17 protein-coding genes and 1 tRNA gene are annotated in these 25,771 nt (G+C 55.2%); 2 read left to right on the top strand and 16 right to left on the bottom strand.

What is annotated here, in order from left to right; translation table 11 throughout:
- Positions 1 to 100: 100 nt before the first annotated feature.
- Both IGS16_RS10655 and IGS16_RS10650 read right to left on the bottom strand, forming a co-directional pair.
- Entirely contained in the window at positions 101 to 904 is an 804-nt protein-coding gene (locus IGS16_RS10655; RefSeq protein WP_297085336.1) for a transglutaminase family protein, read from the bottom strand.
- A gap of 27 nt (positions 905 to 931) precedes the next feature.
- Positions 932 to 1,417, bottom strand: coding sequence for a hypothetical protein (locus IGS16_RS10650; protein WP_297085335.1), 486 nt, complete (start codon positions 1,415 to 1,417; stop codon positions 932 to 934).
- Between the two features lie 226 nt (positions 1,418 to 1,643).
- On the opposite strand from IGS16_RS10650, the gene aroA reads away from it, so the two are divergent.
- Positions 1,644 to 2,987, top strand: coding sequence for a 3-phosphoshikimate 1-carboxyvinyltransferase (aroA, locus tag IGS16_RS10645; RefSeq protein WP_297085334.1), 1,344 nt, complete (start codon positions 1,644 to 1,646; stop codon positions 2,985 to 2,987).
- A 104-nt stretch (positions 2,988 to 3,091) separates the two neighbouring features.
- Here aroA and IGS16_RS10640 read toward each other — a convergent pair whose 3' ends face one another.
- From IGS16_RS10640 to IGS16_RS10615, 6 genes are all read right to left on the bottom strand, one after another.
- Complete coding sequence (locus IGS16_RS10640) at positions 3,092 to 4,360, bottom strand: glutamate-5-semialdehyde dehydrogenase (RefSeq protein WP_297085333.1); 1,269 nt, start codon at positions 4,358 to 4,360, stop codon at positions 3,092 to 3,094.
- Between the two features lie 570 nt (positions 4,361 to 4,930).
- Complete coding sequence (locus IGS16_RS10635; protein WP_277773970.1) at positions 4,931 to 5,338, bottom strand: hypothetical protein; 408 nt, start codon at positions 5,336 to 5,338, stop codon at positions 4,931 to 4,933.
- Positions 5,339 to 6,001: 663 nt separating this feature from the next.
- Positions 6,002 to 6,073, bottom strand: a tRNA-Gly gene (locus IGS16_RS10630).
- Positions 6,074 to 6,203: 130 nt separating this feature from the next.
- The gene (locus tag IGS16_RS10625) at positions 6,204 to 6,599 is read right to left on the bottom strand and encodes a DUF202 domain-containing protein (protein WP_297085332.1); all 396 of its coding nucleotides are present in this window, start codon (positions 6,597 to 6,599) and stop codon (positions 6,204 to 6,206) included.
- Positions 6,600 to 6,615: 16 nt separating this feature from the next.
- A complete protein-coding gene (locus IGS16_RS10620) occupies positions 6,616 to 7,314 on the bottom strand; it encodes a zinc metallopeptidase (protein ID WP_297085331.1) in 699 nt (232 codons plus the stop codon).
- 131 nt (positions 7,315 to 7,445) lie between these two features.
- Positions 7,446 to 8,090 carry a DUF4203 domain-containing protein gene (locus IGS16_RS10615; protein WP_297085330.1) on the bottom strand — a complete coding sequence of 215 codons (645 nt, stop codon included), beginning with the start codon at positions 8,088 to 8,090 and terminating at the stop codon, positions 7,446 to 7,448.
- 408 nt (positions 8,091 to 8,498) lie between these two features.
- Here IGS16_RS10615 and IGS16_RS10610 point away from each other — a divergent pair, with 408 nt between their 5' ends.
- Positions 8,499 to 10,106 (top strand): pyruvate kinase, encoded by a 1,608-nt coding sequence (locus tag IGS16_RS10610; protein WP_297085329.1) that lies wholly within the window; start codon positions 8,499 to 8,501, stop codon positions 10,104 to 10,106.
- Here the strand turns inward: IGS16_RS10610 and IGS16_RS10605 are convergent.
- The 8 genes from IGS16_RS10605 to IGS16_RS10570 form a co-directional block, all read right to left on the bottom strand.
- Entirely contained in the window at positions 10,092 to 10,673 is a 582-nt protein-coding gene (locus tag IGS16_RS10605) for a chemotaxis protein CheW (RefSeq protein WP_297085328.1), read from the bottom strand. The genes IGS16_RS10610 and IGS16_RS10605 overlap by 15 nt on opposite strands.
- The gene (locus IGS16_RS10600) at positions 10,636 to 14,073 is read right to left on the bottom strand and encodes a response regulator (protein ID WP_297085327.1); all 3,438 of its coding nucleotides are present in this window, start codon (positions 14,071 to 14,073) and stop codon (positions 10,636 to 10,638) included. The genes IGS16_RS10605 and IGS16_RS10600 overlap by 38 nt, the downstream gene beginning before the upstream one ends.
- Positions 14,074 to 14,156: 83 nt before the next feature.
- A complete protein-coding gene (locus IGS16_RS10595; RefSeq protein ID WP_297085326.1) occupies positions 14,157 to 17,318 on the bottom strand; it encodes a GAF domain-containing protein in 3,162 nt (1,053 codons plus the stop codon).
- 540 nt (positions 17,319 to 17,858) lie between these two features.
- Positions 17,859 to 18,368, bottom strand: coding sequence for a chemotaxis protein CheW (locus IGS16_RS10590; RefSeq protein WP_297085325.1), 510 nt, complete (start codon positions 18,366 to 18,368; stop codon positions 17,859 to 17,861).
- Complete coding sequence (locus IGS16_RS10585) at positions 18,365 to 18,760, bottom strand: response regulator (protein ID WP_297085324.1); 396 nt, start codon at positions 18,758 to 18,760, stop codon at positions 18,365 to 18,367. The genes IGS16_RS10590 and IGS16_RS10585 overlap by 4 nt, the downstream gene beginning before the upstream one ends.
- 95 nt (positions 18,761 to 18,855) lie before the next feature.
- Positions 18,856 to 19,914 (bottom strand): response regulator, encoded by a 1,059-nt coding sequence (locus IGS16_RS10580; RefSeq protein WP_297085323.1) that lies wholly within the window; start codon positions 19,912 to 19,914, stop codon positions 18,856 to 18,858.
- 782 nt (positions 19,915 to 20,696) lie between these two features.
- Complete coding sequence (gene bcsA, locus IGS16_RS10575) at positions 20,697 to 23,273, bottom strand: UDP-forming cellulose synthase catalytic subunit (protein ID WP_297085352.1); 2,577 nt, start codon at positions 23,271 to 23,273, stop codon at positions 20,697 to 20,699.
- 9 nt (positions 23,274 to 23,282) lie between these two features.
- On the bottom strand, positions 23,283 to 25,562 hold the full coding sequence (locus tag IGS16_RS10570; protein ID WP_297085322.1) for a cellulose biosynthesis cyclic di-GMP-binding regulatory protein BcsB: 2,280 nt from the start codon (positions 25,560 to 25,562) through the stop codon (positions 23,283 to 23,285).
- Positions 25,563 to 25,771 lie beyond the last annotated feature (209 nt).

The following is a 25,771-nucleotide window of genomic DNA, read 5'->3' as shown; positions in this document are numbered from 1 at the left end:
AACCCTTTCGGCGGGTTCACCAGCACCAAGGGGGAATTCTTTGAGTTTACCTGGTGAGTTTACCTGGGGGCTGCACATTTCCTTGCCTAGCTGCTAACCCTTAGCCCTCCTTCACCCACACGCGCATTTCCTGGAGCGTCAGCGGGCCAAACTGGGTCGCCAGGGCGACATCGGCAGCATCACGACCATAGGCGATCGCAATTCGGTTTCCCCTTGGCTCTGGCTGCGTCGCGTCGAAGGTATACCAGCGCCCCTCAGCAGTTGACCCGTCGGGGCTGCTGAGAAACGCCTCAAACCAGGCGTGCAGATCCATCGGCTCCAGTTCGTACAAGTACCCCACCACCATCCGCGCCGGAATCGACAGGCTGCGGCAGAGAGCGATCCCCAAGTGGGCAAAGTCGCGGCAAACGCCGATTTTACTTTGGGCAGTGTCTACCGCCGAGGTGGAGGCGTTGCTGGTGCCGTATTGATATTTCACCTGCTCATGAATCCAGCGGCGGATCGCCTCCACCTGGGCATAGCCAGGGTCTGCGTCGCCGACGATGGCGATCGCCTCCTCATACAGCATGTCCGACTGGCAGTAGCGGCTGGGCAGCAAAAACTGCACCACGCCATCGGGCAGCAGTTCCACGGGCACATAGGCGGCATCGGGCGCAACGTCGATTTCGTCGGCGGTTTCCACACAGGCGGCGGTGTAAACCAGAAACCGCCCCTCTGGCGTGACCAGCCGCTGGCAGAGATTGCCATAGCTGTCGGTGTATTCCACCACGGGTACGGGCGGCTCCAGCCGATATTCCTCGCGTACGATCCACTGGCCCTCACCGCTGCGGGGGCGCAACATCAGCAGCAGCGGACTTGGCGCTTCTGCCGAAAATAAAAGCTGACAGCCTGCTTCCAGCCGCATTTGGGAATCCTTAACCGATAGCTGGCGCTACAAGGACTGCATTTCTAGATTCAGCACATAGTGCCCAAGCTGCAAGTTTTCTGTCCACAGCTCATACTCTACGCGCAAGTGGCGGGGCTGGGGATCGGAAATCAGCTTTAGATGGCGTGTGTAATTTCGCAGGCGCATTTGGTCGCTCATGCCCAGATTGCCAGACTGCGATCGCAGCCAATAGCGGCTGATGCCGTAGACCCCTTGCTCCCAAAAGTGGCGATAGCTGATGCTGCCGTTGCCCTGCATGGTCATAATCACGCGGTAGGGCGAAATTTCGAGCCAGAGCAGGTGGGGCTGCTGAGCCTGATCCGAGGAGGTTTTCCCTTCGGAATAGTCCATAAACAGCGGTTCCGTCAGCACGACGTGATAGCGGCCCGGCTCTTTTTCATAGAGCGCGGCAGAGGCTTCCACCACCGACCAGAGCGGCGAATTCAGCGACATCCAGGACAGACAGACTGGCTGGCGATGTTCGGTGAGCATGGCTAAAAAGGCTGGGACTAAAAAGGGCTGGGAAAATAGGGCTGGGAAAATGATTTTTTATCCAGTTAGACAGGTTCAATCTTGCCAGATCCGCGAAATAGAATCGGTCGGCAGAGGATGCAATTCGGCCAGTGATCCGGCCTTTGCACTGCTCTGGTAGCGTAGTAGACACAGCGATGGCGCAGCACGCTCGACGAGGCAATTGCCCACCTACGGAACTATAGCAATGCAGACGGCTTCTATCACCCTCAAAACCACCGAACATCATCATGTGCTGACAATCTCGCCGCCTGTGGATCTGGCGCTGAGGGGGGCGATCGCCATTCCGGGCGACAAGTCTATCTCCCACCGGGCGCTGATGCTAGGGGCGCTGGCGGAGGGCACGACGGAGATTCGCGGGCTGCTGCTGGGGGAAGATCCCCTGAGTACAGCGGCCTGCTTTCGGGCGATGGGCGCAAAAATCTCTGAGCTGAATACGGAACGGGTGACGGTGGAGGGCATCGGGCTGGGGCGGCTCCAGGAACCCGCCGACGTACTGAATGCGGGCAACTCTGGCACCACGATGCGGCTGATGCTGGGCATTCTGGCCTCCCATGCGGGGCGATTTTTCACCGTGACGGGCGACGCATCGCTGCGATCGCGCCCCATGTCTCGCGTGATCCGTCCGCTCCAGGAGATGGGCGCACAGATCTGGAGCCGTGCTGGCGGACTCGCGCCGCTGGCGGTGCAGGGGCAGGCGCTGAAGCCGATTCACTACGCTTCGCCGATCGCCTCGGCCCAGGTGAAATCCTGCATTTTGCTAGCGGGGCTGGCGACCGAAGGCAAGACAATCGTCAGCGAACCGGCGCTGTCGCGCGACCACAGCGAACGGATGCTGCGGGCCTTTGGGGCAGAAATTTTGGTTGATCCCAACACCTGTAGCGCAGCGGTGGTGGGCCCGGCGCGGCTGACCGGGCAGCCCGTCATCGTTCCCGGGGACATCAGCTCGGCGGCGTTTTGGCTAGTGGCCGGGGCGATCGCCCCCGGTTCTGACTTGCTCATTCAAAATGTCGGCATCAACCCAACGCGCACGGGCATTCTCGACGCGCTGGCGCAGATGGAAGCCGACGTGACCCTGGAGAATGCCCGCGAGGTGGCAGGCGAACCCGTCGCCGATCTGCGCGTGCGCGGCCACAATCGGCTAAAGGCGGGCCACATCGGCGGCGACCTGATCCCCCGGCTGATTGATGAAATCCCCATTCTGGCAGTGGCGGCCGCCTTTGCCGAAGGGACGACGATCATCTCTGATGCCGCCGAACTGCGCGTGAAAGAGAGCGATCGCCTCGCCGTGATGGCGACCCAGCTCAGCCGCCTGGGCGCAACCGTCACCGAGCGCCCCGACGGGCTGGAAATCACGGGCGGCTCCCCGCTCCACGGAGCCGAAGTCGATAGCCACACCGACCACCGCATTGCCATGAGTCTGGCGATCGCCGCCCTCCGCGCCACGGGCCCCACCACGATCCACCGCGCCGAAGCTGCTGCGGTTTCCTATCCGGGGTTTGTGGACACGCTGAGGCAGGTTATGGGGTAAGGGGATGTCGGGGTGTTGGGGTGTCGGGGTGTCGGAGCCTACTCCATCACTCCATCACTCCATCACTCCGCCTACCCCCCCAATCCCTAACCCCCAACCTCTCCTCACCCGCTCCCCTGCACCACGTACTTTAGGGTGGTCAGCGTTTCCAGCGTAATCAGCCCGCGCCGATGTCCCTTCTGGTTCGACATGCCGAGGGCGATGGGGCTGCCCTGTTTGGGATTGCGATAGAAACGGGGGGAGGCATTGATGTAGGTGGTGGCGCTGTTGATATGCAGGGCGAACTGGTGGCTTTCCTGATACGATTCCGTGACCAGGCAGTCGGCGTGGCCGCTGCTGTGGCGATTCATAAAGGCGATCGCCTCTTCCAGCCCGCTGACGGCGCAAAAGGCGATCGTGCCGTCCAGGTAGGGGCGCTGCCACTCATCATCTCCGGCGAGCGCCAGGTCAGGAAATTCTGCCACCAGCCCCGCATCGCCCCGCAGCCGAAAGCCTTTGTCGCGCAGGCTGCGCCAGAGGGCTTGCAGCGTGTTGGGGTCGTGGTGGGCGCTGATCAGCACTTTCTCAATGGCATTGACTGGATCAGGTTCGCTCTGGTGGCTGTCGAGAATCATGCTCCGCGCCAGATCCAGGCTGCCGGAGGGCGACCAGTAGAGATAGCAGTTGCCGATTGCCGTTTTTAGCACGGGCACGGTCGCCTGGCGGATGACCTGGTTCACCAAGCTGACGCGACCGTAGGGAATCACCAGGTTGACGTAGGCATCTTGGGTCACCAGTTCGCGGATGGAGTCGCCCTGGTCGGTAGGAATCCAGCCGAGGGCATCGGTGGGCAGGCCGGCTTCCTGGAGGGCGAGTTTCAGCGTGCTGGCGATCGCCTGGTTGGAATGGCTGGCTTCGCTGCTGCCCCGCAGGACGATGCTGTTGCCCGTGCGAATACACAGCCCAGCGGCGATCGCCCCCAGTTCGGGAAACGCCTCATACACCAGCGCAATCACGCCCAGCGGCATGAGCTGGCAATAGGACTGAGAATGGCTGAGCGAGTAGGGAATCGTCAGCATTTGCTGTGTGGGATCAGCCAGTTCCGAAAGGCGCTGCAAAATCCTGACCACTGCTTCAATCCGCTCTGGGGTCAGCTTTAGCCATTCCAGCACCAGATCGGGCACGGCCATTTCTCGGCTGGCTTCGAGATCTAGCGTGTTGGCTTCGAGGATGTCGTCCTGCTGATCCTTCAGCACTTCTGCCATGACCTGGAGCGCCCGACTGCGATCGCCCCCTTTCATCGCAGCCAAATGTCCCGCCGCCGCATAAGCCCGATGAAGCGTGGTCAGCAAGTCGGCTGGGGAATCCAAAGAATCCTGACTGTTAGAAAACACGGTAAAGAACTGTGAAAAACACCGTCGTTCACTGCATTAAGCAATTCACTGCACGAACTGCACAAATATTGCCCTGATCATTTATTTCACTCAATACTTGCACTAATACAGCTTTAACCTGTAAGACTCTTGCCTGTAAAGCTCACACCTATAAAGCTTTGAGGGAAAGGTGCAATAGCATATGGCAGTAGCACATGGCAGTAGCACAGCGCGATCGCCCAGTCTCATGACCTTTTAGCCTACGACGAAATGCGACAGGGTTGCATCCGAATTGCTAACTGCGTTATGCAGAGCGTTCGTCGTGGTGACTTCAGTTGCCCAGTTCACGGCTAGCCCTTCAGAGGCAGAGCGTTCGTCGTGGTGACTTCAGTCGCCCGGTTCACGGCTAGCAGAGCGTTCGTAGTGGCGACTTCAGTCGCCCGGTTCACGGCTAGCCCTTCAGAGGCAGGCTAAAGCCTGCACTACAAGCTAGGGGCAGAATTTTCGCCTCAGAGTGCTAGCTGGCGAATGGAAATTTAGCTCACAAAACTGGGTTAACAGAACTGGGCAACAGCCAGAACTTACGATTGCCTAACGCCGACAGGCCAGCCACAGCATAAACGCCAGCATGACCGACAGCACCAGCGCCGCCACCACCCGAAACGCCACCTGAGAGCCAGCGGGTGCGCTCAGCGTCGTCAGCAGCAGCAGAAACACCAGCGCAAACATAAACAGCAGCGTCAGCGGCACATAGCCCTTTCCCAGTGATGGGTTCACCACAATCCACTGATGCCCGTTCCAGCGCCACGCCCGCTTGTAGGGATAGTTGGTCGAAAGCTGCTCAATCGTATGTCCGCTGTCTTGCACGACGAAAATTTGCTGACATCGGTCGCAGCCAAAGGCATCCGTCAGGGCGATGGGTGTCAGCTTGCCCCGACGACGACAGGGACAGGGGTAGTCGCCGTTTAGGTCGATTTTGTGGGGTTTCTGAGTTTGCACAAGCAGAGCAGCGGTGAGTGTGATGCAAGCGGTGCAGAGTCTAGCGCACTGGGAGCAACGACCGTGAACCTAAAAGCCGCTGGGGGCGATCGCCCTTTTCGCGCAGCCGCAGACGAACCAGCGCTAAACCATGATTCATTGACTATCGTCAACCGGACTATCGTCAGCCGACCCGTCGTCCAACCCTCGTCAGAGAGGTTTGTCTGGGTGTGACTTGATGCGTGATCCTGGACAGGCTTCTAGGCAGCACCCCAGACTTTTCCCAGAGCTTCTGCCGGGAACTGGGGTTGCAAATACCCAGATTCAGCCCGATTCTAACATTCCCGTTTGCGGGAGTCAGTGACAGAGAAACACGAGCGCGATCGCCCGCTTCCCAGTCCATCCAACCCGTCGTGTCATCAGCACTGGTAAGACTCTCTAGACTCATCCTACAGGGACAAGCTGAGGGATCAGTGGAAAATTCGCTTAAGCTTGGATAAAGCCTGCAAGCCCAGCGAAAACCGAGCAGAAAGGTGTCTTGATTCACGAAGATGCTAAAAGCGGACGTATTAGACGCATTGGTTCAGCAGCGCCTACTCAGCACAACCTTACAGCAGCCTGAATCGCAGCGGACTGAATCCGCTCACGAATCATCACTGGCCCCTAGAACTAGCTCGGAATCAAAGCGGGTAACGCGATTCGAACGCGCGACATTCACCTTGGCAAGGTGACGCTCTACCACTGAGCTATACCCGCGAAACACGCTTCAAAAAAAGCGCAATTACTATTGTGTGTGAGAGGTCACCATTTGTCAACCTGAGCCAAAGATTTTTGCAGATTTTTTGGGGACGATGTTCTAGTCCGCCGCAACGAGCAAGGCGGGGGGCTAGTTCAGGGTGCTGATGATGATTCCCAGGAAGGCGAAGATGCCAATCACCATCAGGGCGATCGCCACGGCCAGCGCATTAGAGCGTCGCGGCGTGTAGAGATAGTCGTCTCGCTGAATGCGCCGCAACTCCCGCCGATGCTCGATTGTCGCCGACAGCATCGCATATAGCCCGACCGCGATGAACGCCAGTCCGGTGATTCTCGCCAGGTACATGGTCTCCAGATCGTCGAGCCGGCGGGTTCGCTGAATCGCGGTCACAATCTGGTCAATGCCAAAGCCAAAGCCAATCAGCGAGAGCGAGGTGCGAATCCACGCCAGCAGCGTGCGTTCGGCGGCGGCTCGGTTGCGCTCTTTGGCGAGTTCGTTGGTCAGGTTGCGGGGCGCGTCGGGCATGGGCGGCGAGTGTAGCCTAGTAGCGGCGGCGGCTGCGCTGAGTCAGGCTAACGTAATAAAGCAGTTGCATGAGGGAGGTTGCGGCGGCGGCAATGTAAGTCCAGCCTGCGGCACCGAGCATTTGTCTGGCTCCCTGGCGCTCCTCTGGCGTATCCAGCAGCCCCGCATCCTCCAGCAGCTTTAGCCCCCGACGGCTAGCATCGATCTCGATGGGCACCGTCAGCAGGGAAAAGACCACCATCAACCCAAACATGAGAACCCCAATCCACATCAGCCCCACCATGCCAAACATGAAGCCCAGCAAGAAGGCCATGTAGGAAATCGTCGGCGTGAATTGCAGCGCAGGCAGCAAGAAACTGCGGGCAGCGATCATCGGCGAACCCGTTTGATATTGCTGCACATGCCCCAACTCATGGGCGGCGATCGCCATTGATGCAACCGAGGGCTGGGCGCACACGGGTTCCGACAGCCGCACCACATTGGTTCGTGGGTCATAGTGGTCGGTCAGGGAGCCGCGGGTCGGCTCCAGCGGAATCGACTTCAGCGAGGTGCGATTAAAAATGGTCTGAGCGACCTGCATTCCGGTGTAGCGTTCGCTGTTGGGCACCTGGCTCCACTTGGCAAAGGCGCTTTTGAGGCGACCCTGAACCAGCATAGAAATCAGCATGGTGGGCAGCATCACCCAAAGTAAATAGGTCGGATCGTAAAAGAACATAGTTTCAGTACGAGTTTAGTAGACGAGATTTGAATTGTTTGAAACAAGTTTTTGAACAGTGAGATGACCCCCTAATGCTCCACTTGCAGACTGGTTCTTACACCCCAAGTGAACAGCTTGACACCAGTTCCCTACATCCAAAAGCGGACAAACTCTTGCTTGGCGAATTCTACGCTGCGATAGCGCCGTAGTTGGTAGAGAAATCCGGCGATCGCCAGCCCACTCCACAGCAGCAGCCAAAACCACGAATCCCGGAAAATGGGCAGCAGCGTATTGCCCGCATTTTTCAAATCCTCAATCGAAACGCGCCCATTCAGCAGCAGCAGCGATAGCACCAGCGCATTTGCACCGCCCTGAGCCGACAGCAGCATCACAATGTACTTCTGCCAGTTTCGCACATAGGTCAAGATGCCCAGCACCAGCCCCGCTCCCAGCGCCACCAGCGCAGGCAACGTCCCCTGCTGAAAGCCGAGAATAGCCATGATGCTCGACCCAAACAATGCGCCCGTAGCCGCGCCCATCAGGGCCACGCCCACTTCATAAAATTGCCAGCAAAAAACCGCCAGCAAAACTCCTAGCACCAGCCCAACCGTTAGCCCCGTCGTCGTGGCCAAAAAGCCGCCACCCAGCAGCAGAAACACTGCCTTTGCGCCCAGCCACAGCCCCGCAAAAAACGACCAGACGGGCAGCATCACCATGAAAAAGCGGTAGCCCCCAAAACAGAGCAACACGCCGAAAACTGCCGAAAACAGCGCTAGCAAGATAGGTCTTAGCATAGGTATCTAAAAGAGCGTATCTTAAAAACCTACTCAACGCTATCTAGAAATGGACATCGAGCGCTGTCATGCAGCAAACCGAACTGCCTGTAGCGGCGGCTTAATTTTAGATGGAAGTTTCGTCTTAATTTCACCCCGACGGGGTTTGTGATCTGGGACGCACCGAAGTCTTCTAATACCTCGTTTATGATTGCCGTGGGCATACAGCATTCTTACTGACTTAAATGTGTCGATTTAAATGACTATAGAATGCCTGTTCAAGGACTTCTCGATTGTTTAGAGATGCCTTTCAAAAGGCTGCTTTTCCGTTGATTTGCTCAGCGAAAGCATTAAGAGGTTTGCCTTCGATCTGATGCTAGATTTAGAAATCTTTACTTCAAATTTCTTCAATTTATTGAATTAGATAATATGAATCATCAAACAATTCCCGCTCTAGAGCTCAATGCAGAGGGTCTGGATCTAAACGATCCGCAGGTCTTGCTCTCGACCCTAAAAGCATTGCGTCAACTCGTAGCCGATGAAGGGCAGGCAATTTTCTCCCGATGGCGATCGCACATTCATCGGCAAGCGTTTTTACATAGCGCCCTCAATCTGTCCCACTATCTGGCGCTGCGCCGCCATGACCTGCGGGATCTACAAGCCGCGCTGATGCCGTGGGGTTTATCTTCGCTTGGGCGCAGCGAATCTCGCGTGATGCCCAACTTAGATGCAGTCATTGCCACCCTCAGCGCCGTTTGCGGAGCGCAGAACCCACCTGCACGGCCGCCCATCGAAGCATTTTTTGAGGGTGACCGTCTGCTAAAACAGCACACTGAAGATCTGTTTGGGCCGCCCCCTGCCCGACGGCAAGTCCGAATTATGGTCACGCTTCCAACCGAAGCAGCAACTGACTATGGCTTAGTATGCGAAATGCTGCGGCGGGGCGCAAACTGCGTGCGGATCAACTGCGCCCACGATACGCCAGAGATTTGGACTCAAATGATTGACCAAGTGCGCCGGGCCGAGCAAGAAACTGGAACCTCATGCAAAGTGATGATGGACTTGGGCGGCCCCAAAATTCGCACGGGCGCGGTGCTGTCCCCAATTGGGCAATCCCGCGTCTTTCGGGGCGACACGCTGATTCTGGCGCGGCAGTTGCCCCAGCCGAGTGACCCCATCGACGCGGCCCATCCGCCAGCGGGCGATCGCTTCTACATAACCTGCACCCTGCCCGAAGTTCTAGATCGCCTCACTGATGGCGCAACAGTTTATATCGATGATGGCAAGCTTCGCACCCGCGTAATAGATTCGCACTATCCTCTGCCAAATGGACAAGTCGGACTGCTGTTACAAGTGACTCACGCCAGCCCCAAAGGAACTAAGTTGCGTCCTGAAAAAGGGCTAAACTTTCCGGGTACTGCACTGCACCTCAGCCCACTGACTGCTAAAGATCTGGACGACTTAGACTTTGTAGCGACCCATGCCGACATCGTGGGCTATTCGTTTGTGCAACAGCCCGACGACATTACGCTCTTGCAGACAGAACTGCGGCAGCGATTGGGCAACGCCAAAACCGACTGTGCCGCAAATCCTGAGGTTTCGGCAAAGATTCCGGCAATTGTTGCCAAGATTGAAACTGCACTAGCAGTCTCCAACCTGCCAGAGCTGATCGTCTACGCCGCCGGGCAACAATCCTTTGGCGTGATGATTGCAAGAGGCGATCTAGCAGTGGAAATTGGCTACCAGCGCCTCATCGAAATTCAGGAAGAAATTCTCTGGCTATGCGAGGCAGCGCATGTGCCCGTTATTTGGGCAACGCAGGTGTTGGAAAGCTTAGTGAAAAAAGGCGCACCGTCGCGGGGTGAAATGACGGATGCTGCTATGGCAGAACGCGCCGAATGTGTGATGTTGAATAAGGGCCGGTTCGTCACCGAAGCCATTGCCATCTTAGACGATGTGCTAGCACGCATGGAGACTCACCAGCTCAAGAAAACGCCCCAACTCCGCGCCCTGCACTCTTGGTTACATCGATCCTGAGAGTGCCGTTTGAGATTGCATCACCTGTGCCAGATTGAGTAAGAAAATTGGGGCACAGTCAGCACGGGGCAGGACAAGTCCGCTGACACAGCGAATCCCGCCTTCCTGCTGGTAAAGTCCAGACAGGGGTTGGAAGGCAGATTCTGCAAAGCGCTGGAGGGTAGGCGGCCCATCAATTAGCAGCCCAGTGATATCTCCCTGCAAGTTGTAAACCAGGATTAGGTATTGAGGTGTGGCAAAGGTGCTGGACTGCTGATTGGCTGCATCCTGGCTACCAACGTGCTGCGTGTCGATTTGCGTGTCAGATTCTATGCGTTTGGCGGGTGTTTGTGCATTCACAAAGATGCGCTGCTGGATGTTTAACACGGGAATATTTTCGTTATGGGCGAGGGCGATCGCCGTTTCTGTGCCATCCTGCTGAGCATAGAGACGGTCGATTTCGATGACCCTATGCACAATTGCCAGCGGCAGGGCAAACCGCTCCTGTCGCAGCGGAAAAACCAGCAGTTGCCGAGTAGCCTCGACGGGTTTAGAGCGCAGCGCTCGCAGAGAGTTCAGAAGAGCCATGAATGTGTTGTGCCAGGGTGGACAGGAGGGTTTGCTCGTTGTAGGGTTTCGAGAAATAGGCGATCGCCCCCAAGCTGAGGGCCAGTTGGCGATGTTTGGCGCTAGTGCGCGAGGTCAGCATGGTGACGGGCAAATGCTCAAACTGCGGATCAGATTTTACTTTTGCCAAAAAGCCGTAGCCATCCAAGCGCGGCATTTCAATATCGCACACGACCGCGTTCACCTGAAGCCCAGCCCGCAGCTTTTCGACCGCTTCTTGTCCGTCTTTTGCCTGCTCGACCTGATAGCCTGCTTTCTCTAGGGTGAGCGCCAAAAATCGGCGGACGTTGATCGAATCGTCGATGACCAGAATCGCGGGCTGTTGCTCCAGCAGAGCAGCCTGGCCCGGCAATAGAGAATCGATATCTGCTAGCCTGAACTGGCGATCGCCCAGTGGAGCAGACAGGGGCGCTGGCGGGTCGGCTGTCTCGGCGCTGGCGCTAGCAATCCAGTGCAGCAATTCTGGTATATTGACCAGCGGCACCACGCGCCCATCGCCCAGAATGGTGCAATTGCTAAAGCCAGCAGGTAGCGGAATCGTGCTTTTAATGCGGCGTACAGCGGTTTCCTGCTCACCCCAGCAAGACTCGATTTGGATGCCAAAGATTTGATTGTTGTGTTCTACTAACAGCACCACTGGTTCACTAATGCTGGGGGGTGTTTCCAGGCGATAGGGATGACGGGGCCCGGGGAATCGGAGCCAGCGTGATAGAACGACCAGCGGAACCAAGTTGCCTTGCACATTCAGCATCTCGCTGTTGCCCACCCGAACGATCTTCTCTGGCTCAAGCTTTAGCATTTCGCCAATCACGTCGCTCGGAAAGCCAATCAGCATATCGTTGCTTTCGGCAATTAGCACGCGCACCACAGACATCGTGAACGGCACAGAGAGCGTAAACGTTGTGCCGTAGCCTGCTTTGGTTTCTACTTTGATGTCGCCGCGAATTTGCTTGAGATGATCCCGCACCACATCCATGCCTACGCCGCGCCCAGATAGCGAAGTGACCTGTTCCTTGGTACTAAAACCGGGTTCAAAAATCAGGGAAACCAGTTCTTCTTCGCTGGCAACCCCCAATAAGCTAGGGTCTAGCCCCATGGCGATCGCCTTGGCGCGGATTTTTTCAAGCGGGATGCCCTGTCCATCATCTTGGATAGTGATGAACGTGCGATTGCCGCGATGGAAGGCTTGGATTTTAATCACACCTTCCTCTGGCTTGCCCTGAGCTAGCCGGGTTTGCGGATCTTCGATGCCATGATCGAAGGCATTCCGCAGCAAATGCATCAGCGGGTCGTTGAGTGCTTCGAGAATATTGCGATCGATCAGCGTGCTAGCACCATTGACCTGAAGACGTACCTTCTTGCCATGTTGCAAGCACAGTTCCCGCAGGGCGCGAGGGAAGCGATCGACCAAGTCAGACAGCGGCCGCATTCGGACTTGAGTCAGCCGAGACTGGAGTTGGTTGGCTGTCTTGTCTAGGGTGCGAGACGCTTGCTCCACTTCTTCCAGCGTCAGGTCGATGTCCGTGGTGACTTCCTGAACCTGGACGATGGTTTCCAGAATGTCTTGCGAGAGCAGGTGAACATCTTCATAGCGATCGAGTTCTAGCGCATCAAACCCACCGCCAAGCCCGGCCCCTAGCCGATGCTCAGACGGCTGAGGAGCAGATGAGGGCGAGGACTGCGGAAACCAATCTGTTGCCTGGTTTGAATTTGGCTCAGCGCCACTGTTTGGGAGCGTGCTGCTGGGTTGAGCCGGTCGGTTGCGATCGCCCGGCTGGGCAGACCGCGTTTCGCTGCTCGGTAGCAGCTTGAGTGCGGATGGGCGGGGCGATCGCCCACCATCGGTCGCCAGCCGATCATACGTGGTTCGCAGTTCCGAGCTAGCCTGCTCCAGAATTTTTACCCGGCGGTTGAGCAGCCGCGTCAAATTCCGGAGACGTTTGAGATAGAGGCTCAGCGCATTGCGGTCAATGGTCAGCTCACCAAACAGATCACTCAGTTGATTGAGCTGTTGCACAGACACCCGCACTGTATTGTCTTGCGGCGTTTCGGTAGGGTGTGTGTTGCTGCTGCGGTGGCTTTGCTGAGTTGGGGCTATTACGGGGCGATCCACGGGGCGATCCATAGGGCGATCCACGGGGCGATCGCCAGACTGAGAGTGGAAAGAGCCAGAAGCGTTGGCTGCGGCCGGAGCTTCAAAGCGGGGAGCCTGCTCGGATGACGCTGATTGCGAAGCCGAAGGCGTGAAATCCGCAACATCTTCCCCATCCAAGGCTGCCGATGCACCCGAAATCTCCGTCGCTGCCAGATCTGCCGCAGACTCTCCGTATTCCGCACCCGCAAATTGAAAATCTACCTGATCTGCAACCTGATCTGCAAAATAATCTGCAACGGCATGATCTTCAACTGCGGCCGCTTCGAGCATTGCAGCATGGTCTGCTGCACAGGCAGCAGTTGCTTCAGAGTGAAGCTCGGCTGGGAAAGCAGAAGACATCGTAGAGGCTGACACGCCAGCCATCTCGCCAGCCCAGGAAGCTGCAAACGCCCCAGAGTCGGAGTGTTCAGTCCGCAACTCTGTGGGGATAGCTGCCAGGTTTCCAGTCAGAACGAGCGCCTGTGCCCGTCGCCAGGCCTGTAATGCAGCCTGTGCAAGGGTGGAAATGGCAGTTGCATCCGCCGTCTCCGTTTGGGCTATTTGAACCCCGATCGATTGACACAGTTGAGAAAAGCTTTCGAGCTGGAGCATTTCTCCCAAACCCTCTAGCTCCTGTGCCAAAATTTCGACCTCCTCTTTCAGGCGGGGAGACTGTTCATGAATTGCCGCCTCAAGCCGCTGCAAACAGCCCTCGACCTCAGTTTCAAACAGGAGGGGAATGATATCTTGCCCGTCTTCAGGAGACAGGAGCGAGTAGGCATCTTCATCCTGGGGCGTGCCCAACCGCTCATAAAGCTGCTGGTAGGCGGGTTCAATCTGTTCCAGCAGCCAATCTGGAGCCTTGGTTGGGCGGGGGCGATCGCCCTCTGTAGCCAGACTTTGGCGATCGCAGGCAATCACCTTCCCCAAACCATCCACACATGCCAGCAAAAGCTGTTCCAAACTGCCATCCACGTCCAACGATTGGCGCTGCACCTTCAACACCTTCAGCCCATCTTCTAGGCGATGCGCCAGATCACTGAGGCTTTGAAAGCCCATCAGGCCCGCGCCCCCTTTAATCGAATGGGCAGCCCGCAGTGCCTCATTGATTTTGTCCGCATCAATCGCCTGGGCCAGCCCGAGCAGTTGAGATTCCAATGTCCTCAAATACTCTTGAGCTTCCTCCAAGAATTGCAGTTGGATTTCAAGTTCCTTGTCGTAGACCATAATGACTCTCTAAGAAAGGCGACAAGCGAAAGGCGACAAGCGATATCGCAAACCCAAGAACGCTAGAACCAAAGCTCCCCAGACTAGACTCGTTCTCCAGTCTTAAAGGTGCCGACAGAGGCTTGCAGTTCACGCGCCACCTCGACCGTTTCTGCCAGCGCCCCAGAGATTTTACGCGACGAGTCAGAAGTCAACTCCGACACCTGAGCGACCTCCTGCATCAGCATCGCCACGGCCGCAGAAGTTTCCACCTGAGACACCGTCGCTTCCGAAATCGACTGCACTAGCTCGTCAATTTGACGCGACAGATCCAGAATTTGCGCCAAGTTTTGTTTTGCATCTTCCACGTAGTGGGTGCCCTCGACCACCTTGCTGGTGCTCCGCTCCATCGCTTCCACCACCTCCACCGTTTCCTGCTGAATGGTTTCCACAATGCGCTCGATTTCCTTCGTTGCATCCGCAGATCGCGCCGCCAGTTCGCCCACCTCTTCTGCCACCACGGCAAAGCCCTGACCCTCTTCGCCCGCGCGAGCCGCCTCAATCCCGGCGTTAATCGCCAGCAAGTTGGTTTGCATGGCGATCTGGTTAATCAGCGACACAGCCTTAGAAATTTGCTGCGACGACTCACCCAAGCGCTTCACCTTCTTCGAGGTTTCTCCGATGATTTCTCGCAGATTCAGAATATTTTGCACCGTCAAATCCATCGCGCTGCCGCTGACCTCTGCGGTGGCAGAGGCGGTGTGCGCCACCGTGGCTGCCTGCTGGGCCTGCTGAGAAACTTGCTGAATTGAGTGCGTCATGGCCTCCACCGAGTCCATAATGCGCGTGGTTTCCTCCGCTTGCTTGAGGGCGGCATTCGCCAGTGCAGCAATGGCGCTTTCATTTTGTCCGAGCGACTCGTTCACCTGGTTGGCGGAGCGTTTCACCTGGGTCACAATCTGGCGCAGGCTCTCAATAATCGAGTTGAAAAAGTCGGCAACGGTGCCAATTTCCCCGGCCGTCACGTCTGCCCGCACGGTGAGGTCGCCCGAAGCCGCCCCTTCTACGTCGTCTAGCAGGGCCATAAGCTGCCGCTGAAGCGTTTCTTGCTGCCGACGGCGTTCTTCAGAGAGTGCGTTGGCTTGGTTAAACAGGCGGGCTTGCTCAATGGCGTAGCCAAGCTGGGTTGACACCTGGCGGAAGAAGTTGATGTCAAGCTGGCTCCAAACGCGGGGGGCATCGCACTGGTGGGCAATCAGCAAGCCCATCAGTTCTTCGCCAATCAGAATGGGCGCAACCAGGTTTGCCCGGACTTGATAGGGTTTGAGCTGTTCGAGATGGCATTCGGTGAGTCCGGCTTGGGTAATGTCGGCGACCGCTTGCACGCGCCCCTGGCGATATTGCTCGACATACTTTTCGGCAAAGCAGGGGTCGTAGATTGTGTTGGACAGGGCAGCCGGATAGCCTGATTCGACGGATTCGGCGATAAAGGTGCCGTGCCAGTTTTCGTCGAAGGCATAGACCCCGACCCGCTGACAGTTGAGCGATCGCCGCACTTCGGTAACGGCCGCTCGCAAAATCCTCGGCTCCTCAAAGCTCTCCCGCATTCGGGCCACAATCTCCGCCAGTTGGCGTTCTGTCTCGGCAGTGGCTTGCTGTTTTTGCAACAGCTTGGACTGACTCAGGGCATAGCCAATCTGCACAGAAATTTGTTGCAGCAGTTCAATTTCGACCATTTCCCACTGCCGTGGGCCAGAGCATTGGTGAACACACAGTAGCCCAATCAGCTCGTCGCCCGCCAAAATGGGAGCCACCATATTGGCCTGCACCTCCAAGCGCTTCAAAATTTCGCAGTGGCAGTGGGTCAGCTCGGCGGTTTCGCGATTGGTCACAAAGCTGACTCGGCCGGTGTAGTAGCGCTCGATGGCTTCGGGGCTGAGGGGGTCTTCAATGGTTTGCCCCAGGGCCCGTTTCCAGCCGCGCCCGACATCCTCAGCGGTGATGTCGCCACTTTTTAGGTCAGGGGCAAAGCGATAAATCAGCACGCGATCAGCTTTCAGCACTTCCCGCACCCCTTGCACAGAAGTGGACAGGATTGTCTTTTCATCCAGAGATTGGCGAATCCGGCTGGTTATTTCTGCTAGCAGTATGGCACGCTCGGTAGACTGCTTTTCGCGCTCACTTTGCATCCGCAAGGCTGCTTCGGATTGCATGACGCTGTCTGCCAGTTGGTTAAAGACTTGAGCCACTTCTCCGAGTTCATCAGTGCCATAGATATCGGCGCGAGCCTGGCGATCGCCCTGAATAAAGCGCTGGGCGGTGGATTGCAGTTGCCGCGCTGGACGCAGGATAGACAGACCCAGCAGCCTTGCCAGCAACAGGTTCACCGCAATCGCAACCAGCGAAACCAAAAACTGCAACCCTAGGCTTTCGACGATCAGCCGATTCAACGGAGTTTCAGAACTCCCCCGCACCAACACGGCCGTTGGTTCACCGTTGAAGTTGGGAATTGCCTTGGCAGCCAGCGTATGGGTCATTGAGCCAACTGGCCCACGCTGGGTTACAACCTGACCGCGTGCGGCGATCGCATCGCGCAGCAGTTGCGGATCTTCTAGGGCGATATCTGGGATTGCTTGACTAATATCAGGGTTATCTCCCGCTGCCAGCGCGGTTGTCAGCGCCAAGCTGCCATCGGGCTGCACTTGGTAAACTGCACCATACCCATTTCCAAATGCAGAGAGCGGTTTTTCTACAATCCTTAGCTTGCCATTAACAATATCCCCCGACACTAGCACCCCGATCGCCTCTTTCGTATCAGGTGCAAAAACTGGGGTCACTGTGTAGCGAATTAGTGCATCCTGCCCCCCAAAGCCCTCCGGCAGAGGCGGCGCTTCGTTTTTTAGCTCGTCCCATGAGACAATTGCTGTCGCTTTAACCTGCCTTGGATTTTGCAGCACCGTACCCACTAGTCCATTGGGATCAAATCGCTGTCCAGTGCGTTTTGCATTGGCGCTGGCGATAATCCGCAAATCCTTACCCACGAGCGTGGCGTACTCAATCCCGTAGGTTTTTACCTCATTTTGCAAAATAGCTCTAACTTCTGCTTCGAGTTCGGACGAAAGGCGACCGCCTGCGGCGTGGGTAGCTGCCGCGGAAACAATTGCTCTGTTATCAGCCTGCACTTGAAACCCAAAGCCCATTTGGTTGACTTTGATATCGTAGGCAATTGCGATCACCGACAGCTCAGATTTTGCTTGGTTTCGCAATTGATTGCGTCCAGATATCACAATCAGCAACGCGCCGATGCCAACTAACCCAACAACTGAAATTGCAGTGGAGGTTGTCAATCCCAAGACTTGCTTGCTGCGAACTCCTAGGTTTTTGAACCACTGAATCAAAGGGTAGGAACTCGGCCGAGTAATTACAATTGAATCCTTATAACTGTTCCCATAGTTGATACCCCGATAAATCATGTGATCATCATAGTCGGGGGGCGAAGACACCCCTTCCTCATGACCGTTTTGAGGGAATGAATCGGTGGATGGAAGCACAGTAGAATCCGTTTTCTTAGAAGCTGGGCGAAATTCAGTGGTCATAGTTCAAAACCTAGCGCAAGAGAGGTTAAAGAATGGAATTAGGCAGCAGTGATCGATGCCGCAATAATTGAGGCATCAATAATTGAGGCATGAATTATTGGCTGAAGGATTAGCCGAGGAAATGAGAAGTCAGATTTGAATCTTTTTAGCCCTGAAGAGACGTAAGCATGGTCGCTAATGGGCGTGCAATAGAACCCAAACGGGGAAACCTCAAAAGGGTCGCAAAAGGGATGAACGGGCGATCGCCTCTGCATTTAACACCAGCAGCAGATCAGAATCCAGGGAAACACAGCCGTCTACATAAGGCGCAATGTTGCTAGAAAAATTGGCTGGCGTTGGCTGAATTAAATCGGGACTGATATTCAGAATTCCACTAACTTCTTGAACTCGAAACATTAGAGGAGTCGCTTCCGTCCGCACCAAAATCAAGTTGAACTGTTGAGAGCTGTAAAAACCAGACGACAACCCCAACATTTGTGCCAAATCAACCACCCAGACCACCTGACTGCGGCGATTCATCAAGCCAGACAAGCAGGGATGCATATTCGGCATGGGGGTGATGCGCTGCGCGGGTACAGTGATGGCTTCCTGCACACAAGACAATGGCAGCACCGCAGGTGTTTGTGGGGTCAGATTGAATCGAATATGGGTGTGCGATCGCCCCACATAGGAGACTGGCGCTAGGGCAGACGGTTGATTGGGAACTAAAGCAGCATTCACAGCCCAACTCCAACAACGCTCATCACTGCTCGTAGCAATTGTTCACGGGTATAGGGCTTGGTTAAATACGCATCTGCCCCCTGCTTCATTCCCCAAAGACGATCAATTTCTTGGTTTTTGGACGTGCAAATGACAATTGGAACCTTGGATGTTTCTGGCTGCTTTTTGAGGCTGCGACACAACTCAAAGCCGCTCATTCCTGGCATCACGACATCTGTGACAATCACATCTGGGCGGTGTTGAATTGCTTTTTCCATTGCTTCTTTAGCAGTCACCGCATTAATCACTGTGCAGCCACTCTCGCGAAGATAATGGCTCATCAACTCCATTTCAGAGGGTGTGTCTTCAACAACCAGGATCGTCTTCGTCAAATTCGTCAAAGTGAGAGTCATGGATTTGTTGCCTCTATGAATAGAAATTACAAATGGTATTTTGAGCAGCCTTTGCAAGAAGTGCTACGCCGCTCTTGATTGCCTTTGCTCTTGTCCTAGCTCAAGTGCTTGAAGACAACCTTTAATAAGTCGGATTGATTGAATGGCTTCGTTAGATAGCCAGATGCGCCAACCAATTTCGCCTTGGCGCGATCAATCAAGCCTGTGTTGCTAGTCACCATCACGACGGGAACATTTCTGAAACTCGGATGGCGGCGCAAGAGGGAACATAATTCATAGCCATCTAAGTTAGGCATCGTCACATCTAGCAAAATTAGATCGGGCTTGGTTCGTACAATTTGCATGAGCGCCTTTACCGGATCGCTAATCAAAACGACTGAAAACATCGTGTCGTCTAGAAATGCTTGAATTGACCGCAAAATCGTTGGGCTGTCATCGATACAGACGACGGTATAATGCTCCTTGGAAAGCTTAGGCTGATCTACTCCTATGGTTGAGCCATGCTCTGTAGGGGCCGTTTTCTCAGGCGTATCTTTGAATTGAGATAGGGTTGAGTGCGATCGCCCTCTTTCGATTGGAATAGTCTTAAAGGTAGGCGTTTGGGCGATCGCCATTTGTGGCTTTTGATGCGCCACATGCTGCTGACAGTAGTCTGCCAAATCTCGCAAATCGATCTTGCAAAAAGTCCTCCACTCTGAGAATCGCTCTCTTTCAAGCAGCTCATAGCTGCCCGCATTGACCAGCAAAAATCCCTCAATCACTTCCTTCGCCAGACCGTCAATTAAATTAAAGATATATTCACCCGTCAGGTGATTTTGATCGATCAACCAGCAAATTGCCTGATAATCTGGCACAAATTCTGATTGATAGATGGGGCGGTTTTCAAACAAGAGCCGCAGTTGCACGCGCACCGCGCTGACCAAGCTGGGCAAATGACGGCTCATTTTACTCAGGTGACGATCCAGTCTGCCAAAGGAATCAATCGAGCTAGAGGCATACACCAAGTCGCCCTCTTCCAGATAAATGAACCAAGTTGTAGAACCATCAGTAACGCGCAAACAGCCAGTCGTTTTTCGACTTTTGAGCTGGGCCAAAAGATTGAGTGGATATAACTTTTGAGGAAATCGATATCCTGCAATTGAGGTGGTATTCATGAGTCACTACTTGACCTTACTTCAACTGTTGACAACCTTCATAAAAGGTTCCGCAGCGTGTATCTGATTGGTTCAGTCTCTTGGGTGATGCAGTGCGACTGGTGAAGGGAGATAAGGGCGATCGCCCAATTTCTCTCCCGAATGGGTTTATGCGCCTATTTCAGAGGCTAAATCTTTGAATCGCCAAAGTAGAAATGAAGTTTTAGCCTTGAGCGTTTGAACCTGTAAAGCGATCTGGCTGCGAGGGTTCAAGGGGGGCTAAATGTTTTGGTAGAGATGCAGGAGTGAGTGTGGTAGAAGCAGTGGTAGATGCTTTGGGCAGCTTCTCTAAATCTGAGTATTTCAGCAATTTGGCTGATGCGTATTATTAGATTAACAGACCTGCAAGCAACTTTTGCAAACCTTAAATAAAGATGAGACAACAAATAAAAAGAGTGGTTTTAATTGGGCTTTTTCCATTTATTTTTCACCTGCATAAACTTTAATACTTTAATAAAAACATCCGGATATTCGTCCAAATCAATTGACTTTTGAATAATCAGCCTGTTCTGATACAGCGTTTTTGAAGCTAGTGAGGCACACGGATGGTCAATAAGCCCTTGCCTCGTGAGGGCAGCATGTGCCTCACCCCGCAAGAAAATGCTGTAGGGCAAATCGATTGTTATTTTTGCTCATACTCAGAGGCGGAATGTTAGACATCCCGCCCTCCTCTGGATAGCAGCCCTGATGATCATTGTTCATGGTTCATGACGCATCTAAACTGGCGAGGATGAGCCAAAAGATTAATTGAGCGATCGCAGCAGGCGGCGAATCTTATCCTTCTGCTGGCGATCGAGTTCGGGTGGAAAGCTGAGTTCCAAAATAGTGCGATCGCTCAACCCAGCCAGCACTTCCACCCGTATGATTTGTGCGACCAGACTCTGCGGTTCTGGGTCATCCGGCTGACGAAACACCAACAGGCTCAGCAGCGGTTGGCTGACCTGCAATTCTTCAACCGTCTCAAGCTCAATCATGTCTATCTCCAGCCGCAGATCGCGCATCCCTATCTCCGTCAGCGTCGCCGGATAGGATACATCACCCCACCCTTCCCAAAACAGATAGGCCGCAGCCTGTACCTGCTTTCGCACAGCAACACTGGATTCGGGTCGAAACTCGCGAAAGACGCGCCCAATGCTGGCGGCGATGAATTTAAAGGAATCTACCGGATTGTCTCGCTGCTCGCGCTTTTGGGAATACCACTCTTTTACGTCCGAGTAAAGCACGAGAACCAAATCATCGGTTTGAGTGCGGCTCAGATTGATAAACTGAACGGCAACTTGTACCTGCAAGTTGCTGGTCGCCTTGGCGCGAATGATTCTAGCATCGAGTAAGACTCGCGCTCCATAATCCCCAATCAGTTCTACCCGAACTTCATCTGGTACATTAGGCCACTCATCTAGTAGTAGCAATGCCCCTGACTCGCTCACATTTTGTGTCGTGCCGCTCCACTGCTGGCCGTCGCTGTGGATGATAGCGGTAATCTTGCGAGGCAGTCGATGAGCATCGCGCAACTGGGGTTGTTCAAAGGCGACCAAGCAGGCCGCCAGCAGCAAAAACAGGTTAAACACATTCCAAACTGCATTGATCAGCACAGCCTGCGCGTCCTGTGGACTGATGACCAGCCAGAAGGGGATGGCCAGCAGGGAGGCGGCGGCGATCGCACTCAAATATACCAGATAGCGCACACTCTCGAAATCAAAGTTGCGCTCAGTCACCGTCAGTCCCTTGTCCGTCACGTTGAACGATCCCAGCTTTGGATTGATCAACGCCAACAGCGTCACAATGCCCGCCTGAAACGACATGGCAAATTCATACACTTCGTTCCAGAAAGAGAAGCGGACGTGCTTGTAGGGAATGTGGTTGGTTTGCATGGACAAAAGAATGTGCGGCAGCGCGTAGGCCATCGTCTCTAGACCCAGCCCGCGCACCGACGAAATGCCTAGCAGCAGGTAAATCATCGGCGCAGCCACATACATCAGTCGCGGAAAGCCAAAGAAGAAGTGTGACGTAGCGCTGAAATAGCACAATCGCTGGGCCAGCGTGAGCTTCAGCTTTCGGTTAAACAGGGGATTTTCGAGCCGCAGGATTTGCGCCATGCCCCTTGCCCAGCGCACCTGCTGACCCACGTAGGACGAAAATTTTTCGGGAGCCAATCCCGCTACCATAATCTTGTCGTAGTAGACAGACTGGTAGCCGAGCGAATGCAGCCGCAGCGCCGTGTGGCAATCCTCGGTGACGGTTTCGGTGGCGATGCCGCCAATCTCCAGAATATACTCGCGCCGCACGACCGCCGCGGAGCCGCAAAAGAATGCAGCGTTCCAGTGGTCGTTGCCTTTTTGTAGCACTTTGTAAAATAGCTCGTTGCCCACGGGAATTTGTCCACGAGTCAGCAGGTTGCGCTCGAAGGGGTCGGGATTGTAGAACCAGTGCGGCGTTTGCACGAGTGCGACTTTGGGCTTGAGGAAAAAGCCTACCGTTTCTTTGAGAAAGCAGCGGGCGGGGATATGGTCGCAGTCCAAGATCAGCACCAAATCGCCGTGGGTTTTCTCCAGCGCCGTGTTGATGTTGCCCGCTTTGGCGTGGTCGTTGTTGTCGCGCACCAGCATGATTGCACCTACCTCGTCGCACATGGCTTGTAGCTCGGCGCGGCGTTCGGGATACTTGCGGCCGTCGTCTAGAACGTACACGCACTTTTTGTCGGCGGGATAGTCGATGGCGAGGGCGGCGATCGCCGTTTTTCGCACAATTTCTACATCTTCGTTGTAGGTCGGAATGTAGACATCTACAGTGGGCCACTGCGCCTGGGGCACGGTGGAGAGGTCAATGGGCTGGCGCTGACGGATGCGGAGTGTCTGAAAATAGGCCAGAAATAGCGTCAGAATTGCGTACATCTCTGCGGCATAGAGCAGCACGCTAAAGGCCGCATTCAGCCAGCTATCCAGCGAGAGGGTATAGAACGTGCGGTAGTAAAAATAGCGGAGCGTGGTCAGTCCGCTGAGGGCAACCAAGACCAGATGTAGCCGTTCGCTGAGCGCAGTATCTTCTTGCTGCTCCTCTAGGCGTACTAGCCAGTTGCCTAAAAAGACTAGCGACAGTCCAAAAATGGCCTGCTGCCAGATGCCAGGACGGGCTGTAATCATGGGCGTGGCCAGCCACAGCAGCGCACTCAGCAGCACCAAAAACGCATAGCGATGGCGGCGAAATGCCGTCTCAAAAAAGAGCGGAATGCCATTGACTAGGCGAAGTAAGATCCGCTTGGTGATGGGATCTCTGGTCTGATTGGATGCTGGCGTAGCAGCAGGGGCGATCGCGCGAACCATAGACACCTCCTACTGCTTTTCTTGAGACGGATACCGATTCAACCAGGCCTGACCCGCGCCATACATCAGCAGCGCAATCAGAATCGTGCCCGGAATCAGCAGCAGCCAGTAGCCGCCCACCCGCTGCATCAGGCGATCGCGCCAGTTTGCTTCACTCAGGGTGGTGCGCTGGCGGGCCTGTTGCAGAAATTCCAGCGTGTAGGCATCGGGGCTATTGGCTTGCACTGCGGCATCATTGGCGCTGATCAACACCGTGTCTTCTCGCAGTTGATAAAACAGGGCATCCTGTTCAAATAAAGCCTGCAACTGCTGAATTCCGGTGCTGGATTGTCCCGTCAATGCCAGAAAAACGCGATCGCCATTCCAGGGCGACACAATTTGTTTGGCAACCCCTTCCACATCCGGCAGGGTGCGAATCGCTGCGCCCTCTCGTTTGCGTTCAAACAGTGCCTCTAGGTTGAAGCCGCTGCTTGGGAAGGCTTCGGGCAGCGGAAAGCGCGATCGCTCGCCAAGGGCAATGAGATGATGGGTTTTTCGCACCTCATCGGGCAGTTGCCCAGCGCGATAGACATTCAGCTTAATCGATTCGGCTTTGCTCAGTCGTCCCAACCGCTCGCTCACCTCCAGCAGCAGCAGCAATTCTGCGGGGTTGGGGTTTTGGGGGAGGGCGATCGCTGTCTGTGACAAATCCTGGGGTGCCGCAAAGGGATAGCCGACTTGCAGCAGTTTCAGGTCGGGCACTCGCGCCATATTTTCGCGCTTTAGCTCGAAGCTCGTGTCTGCATGAACCGTGCCCCAAAGCTGCTGATCGATTGCCCGATTACAGGAGCGGCGTTCGCGGGGGTCTAGCCGAAAGCGGATTTGAAGTTTGGAATTGGGTTTGATCTTATCCGCAGGCAAATCCACCCGGAAGGTGCCGTTTCGCACACCATCCACCGCATCCAGCTTGCGTCCTGCCAGCGGCAAGCCATCCAACTGCACTTCCAACAGTGAGGTCAACGGGTTGAGCTGTGGCCCATAGCTATAGCGCAGGTTTAGCACGTTGCCGACCAAAAAGCGATCGTCTGGCAGGGCCCGAAAGTCGATTTCGATGGGCGGCGCATCGGAACCGCGGGTGGTGATGTCCTGGAATGGCTCATTGGCCTGGGTCAGCAAGTCCTTGAGTTGGAAGGAATTTTCGATGGGTAGATAGCCTGGCCAATCGCGGGGGTCTGGCGTAGGCACGTTGGTCAGGTCTTTCACCAAAATCACGCTGCCGGTTCCAATCTGGCGATCGCGACTTTGCAGCAAAAACTGGACCGCTTTGCTGGCGGCGGCGGGCGTGTTGCCTGTGGCCACTAGCACTAGGCTCTTTGCATCTGGCGAAGTGGTCAGCATTAGCACACCCACATCATCGGCGATTGGCTTCTGGGTTTCATCCAGCCAGCGATCGCCCTGCAATTTCAGCGGCAGCTTCAGCGACTTCAGCACAGGCTGCATTTGAGTCGTGCCGATCACCACCAGTCGCTCGCCGGGGCTAAGTTCGTTGACCCGTTTTACCAGCCGCGTATCAATCGGGCGAAACTGTGCCAACCGTCCGAGGCTGCTCTGAAAGCGGCTGGCAGCCGTCAACCACGCTTCATCCACTGCGCTCGGCAGCAGGTAGGCTAACTCATTGGGGCTGAGGCTGAGTTCGTCAAACAGCGGAAACGGATAGCGGCTAAAATCCAGCGTCACCGGCCTAGGCACAAGGTCAAATACAATCTTGGAATCTGGTAAGATTTCCGTCCAGAGTGACGGATCGTAGGGATCTTGGGTGCAGGTGGGCGAGTTGTTTTGCAGCGCTGCAATCACCACTTCGTTATAGTCTTGCAACAGGCTAATGGGCACATCATAGATGGCATTGCCGATTTCGCCCTGGGGCTTGTTGAGCGGCACACTGCCCACGCTGGCTCCGTTGACCAGCACCGTCAGGTTCGACCGGGTGGCATAGAGCGCAGGCGAATGGCGAAACCGCAGCGACACCTTGACTGATTTGGTTTCCCAACTGCGGGGACGCGTAAACCGCAGCCGCGACTCGTCATAAATTCCCCGCAGTTGCAGCCGTGTTCCGACTACAGGGCTGCGGTTAAATTCCAGCACATATTGCCCCGGCGACAGCGGCTTGAGCTGCACCGTTGCGGGTAAAGTTGCCTGGTTAGGCGTGCCCGTAGCGGGTCGGCGGTCGGGCTTGGTTTCAGGAGGGATGGCGTTTTGGCGAAAGTCGGGAAGTTCGGTCTGGGCGATCGCCCCACTGTTTGCCAGCAGCATCCCAAATAGCAGCAGCGAAAGGAAACCAGCGACACGCTTTTGTGAATACAACTTGGAATAGGCAGATGTCCTAAAAAGAGAGACTGGAGGACGTGAAGTGTAACGCTTCATGGAAAGCCTAGAGGATTTTGGAGTGCAAGGAGGTTGTTGGAATGAAGGGGAAAGAATTTTAGATTTTGGATTTTGGATTTTAGATTTTGGATTTTGGA

The organism is Thermoleptolyngbya sp. C42_A2020_037 (genome assembly GCF_015272455.1).
Classification (GTDB): domain Bacteria; phylum Cyanobacteriota; class Cyanobacteriia; order Elainellales; family Elainellaceae; genus Thermoleptolyngbya.
This window is presented reverse-complemented; position numbering and strand designations above follow the sequence as displayed.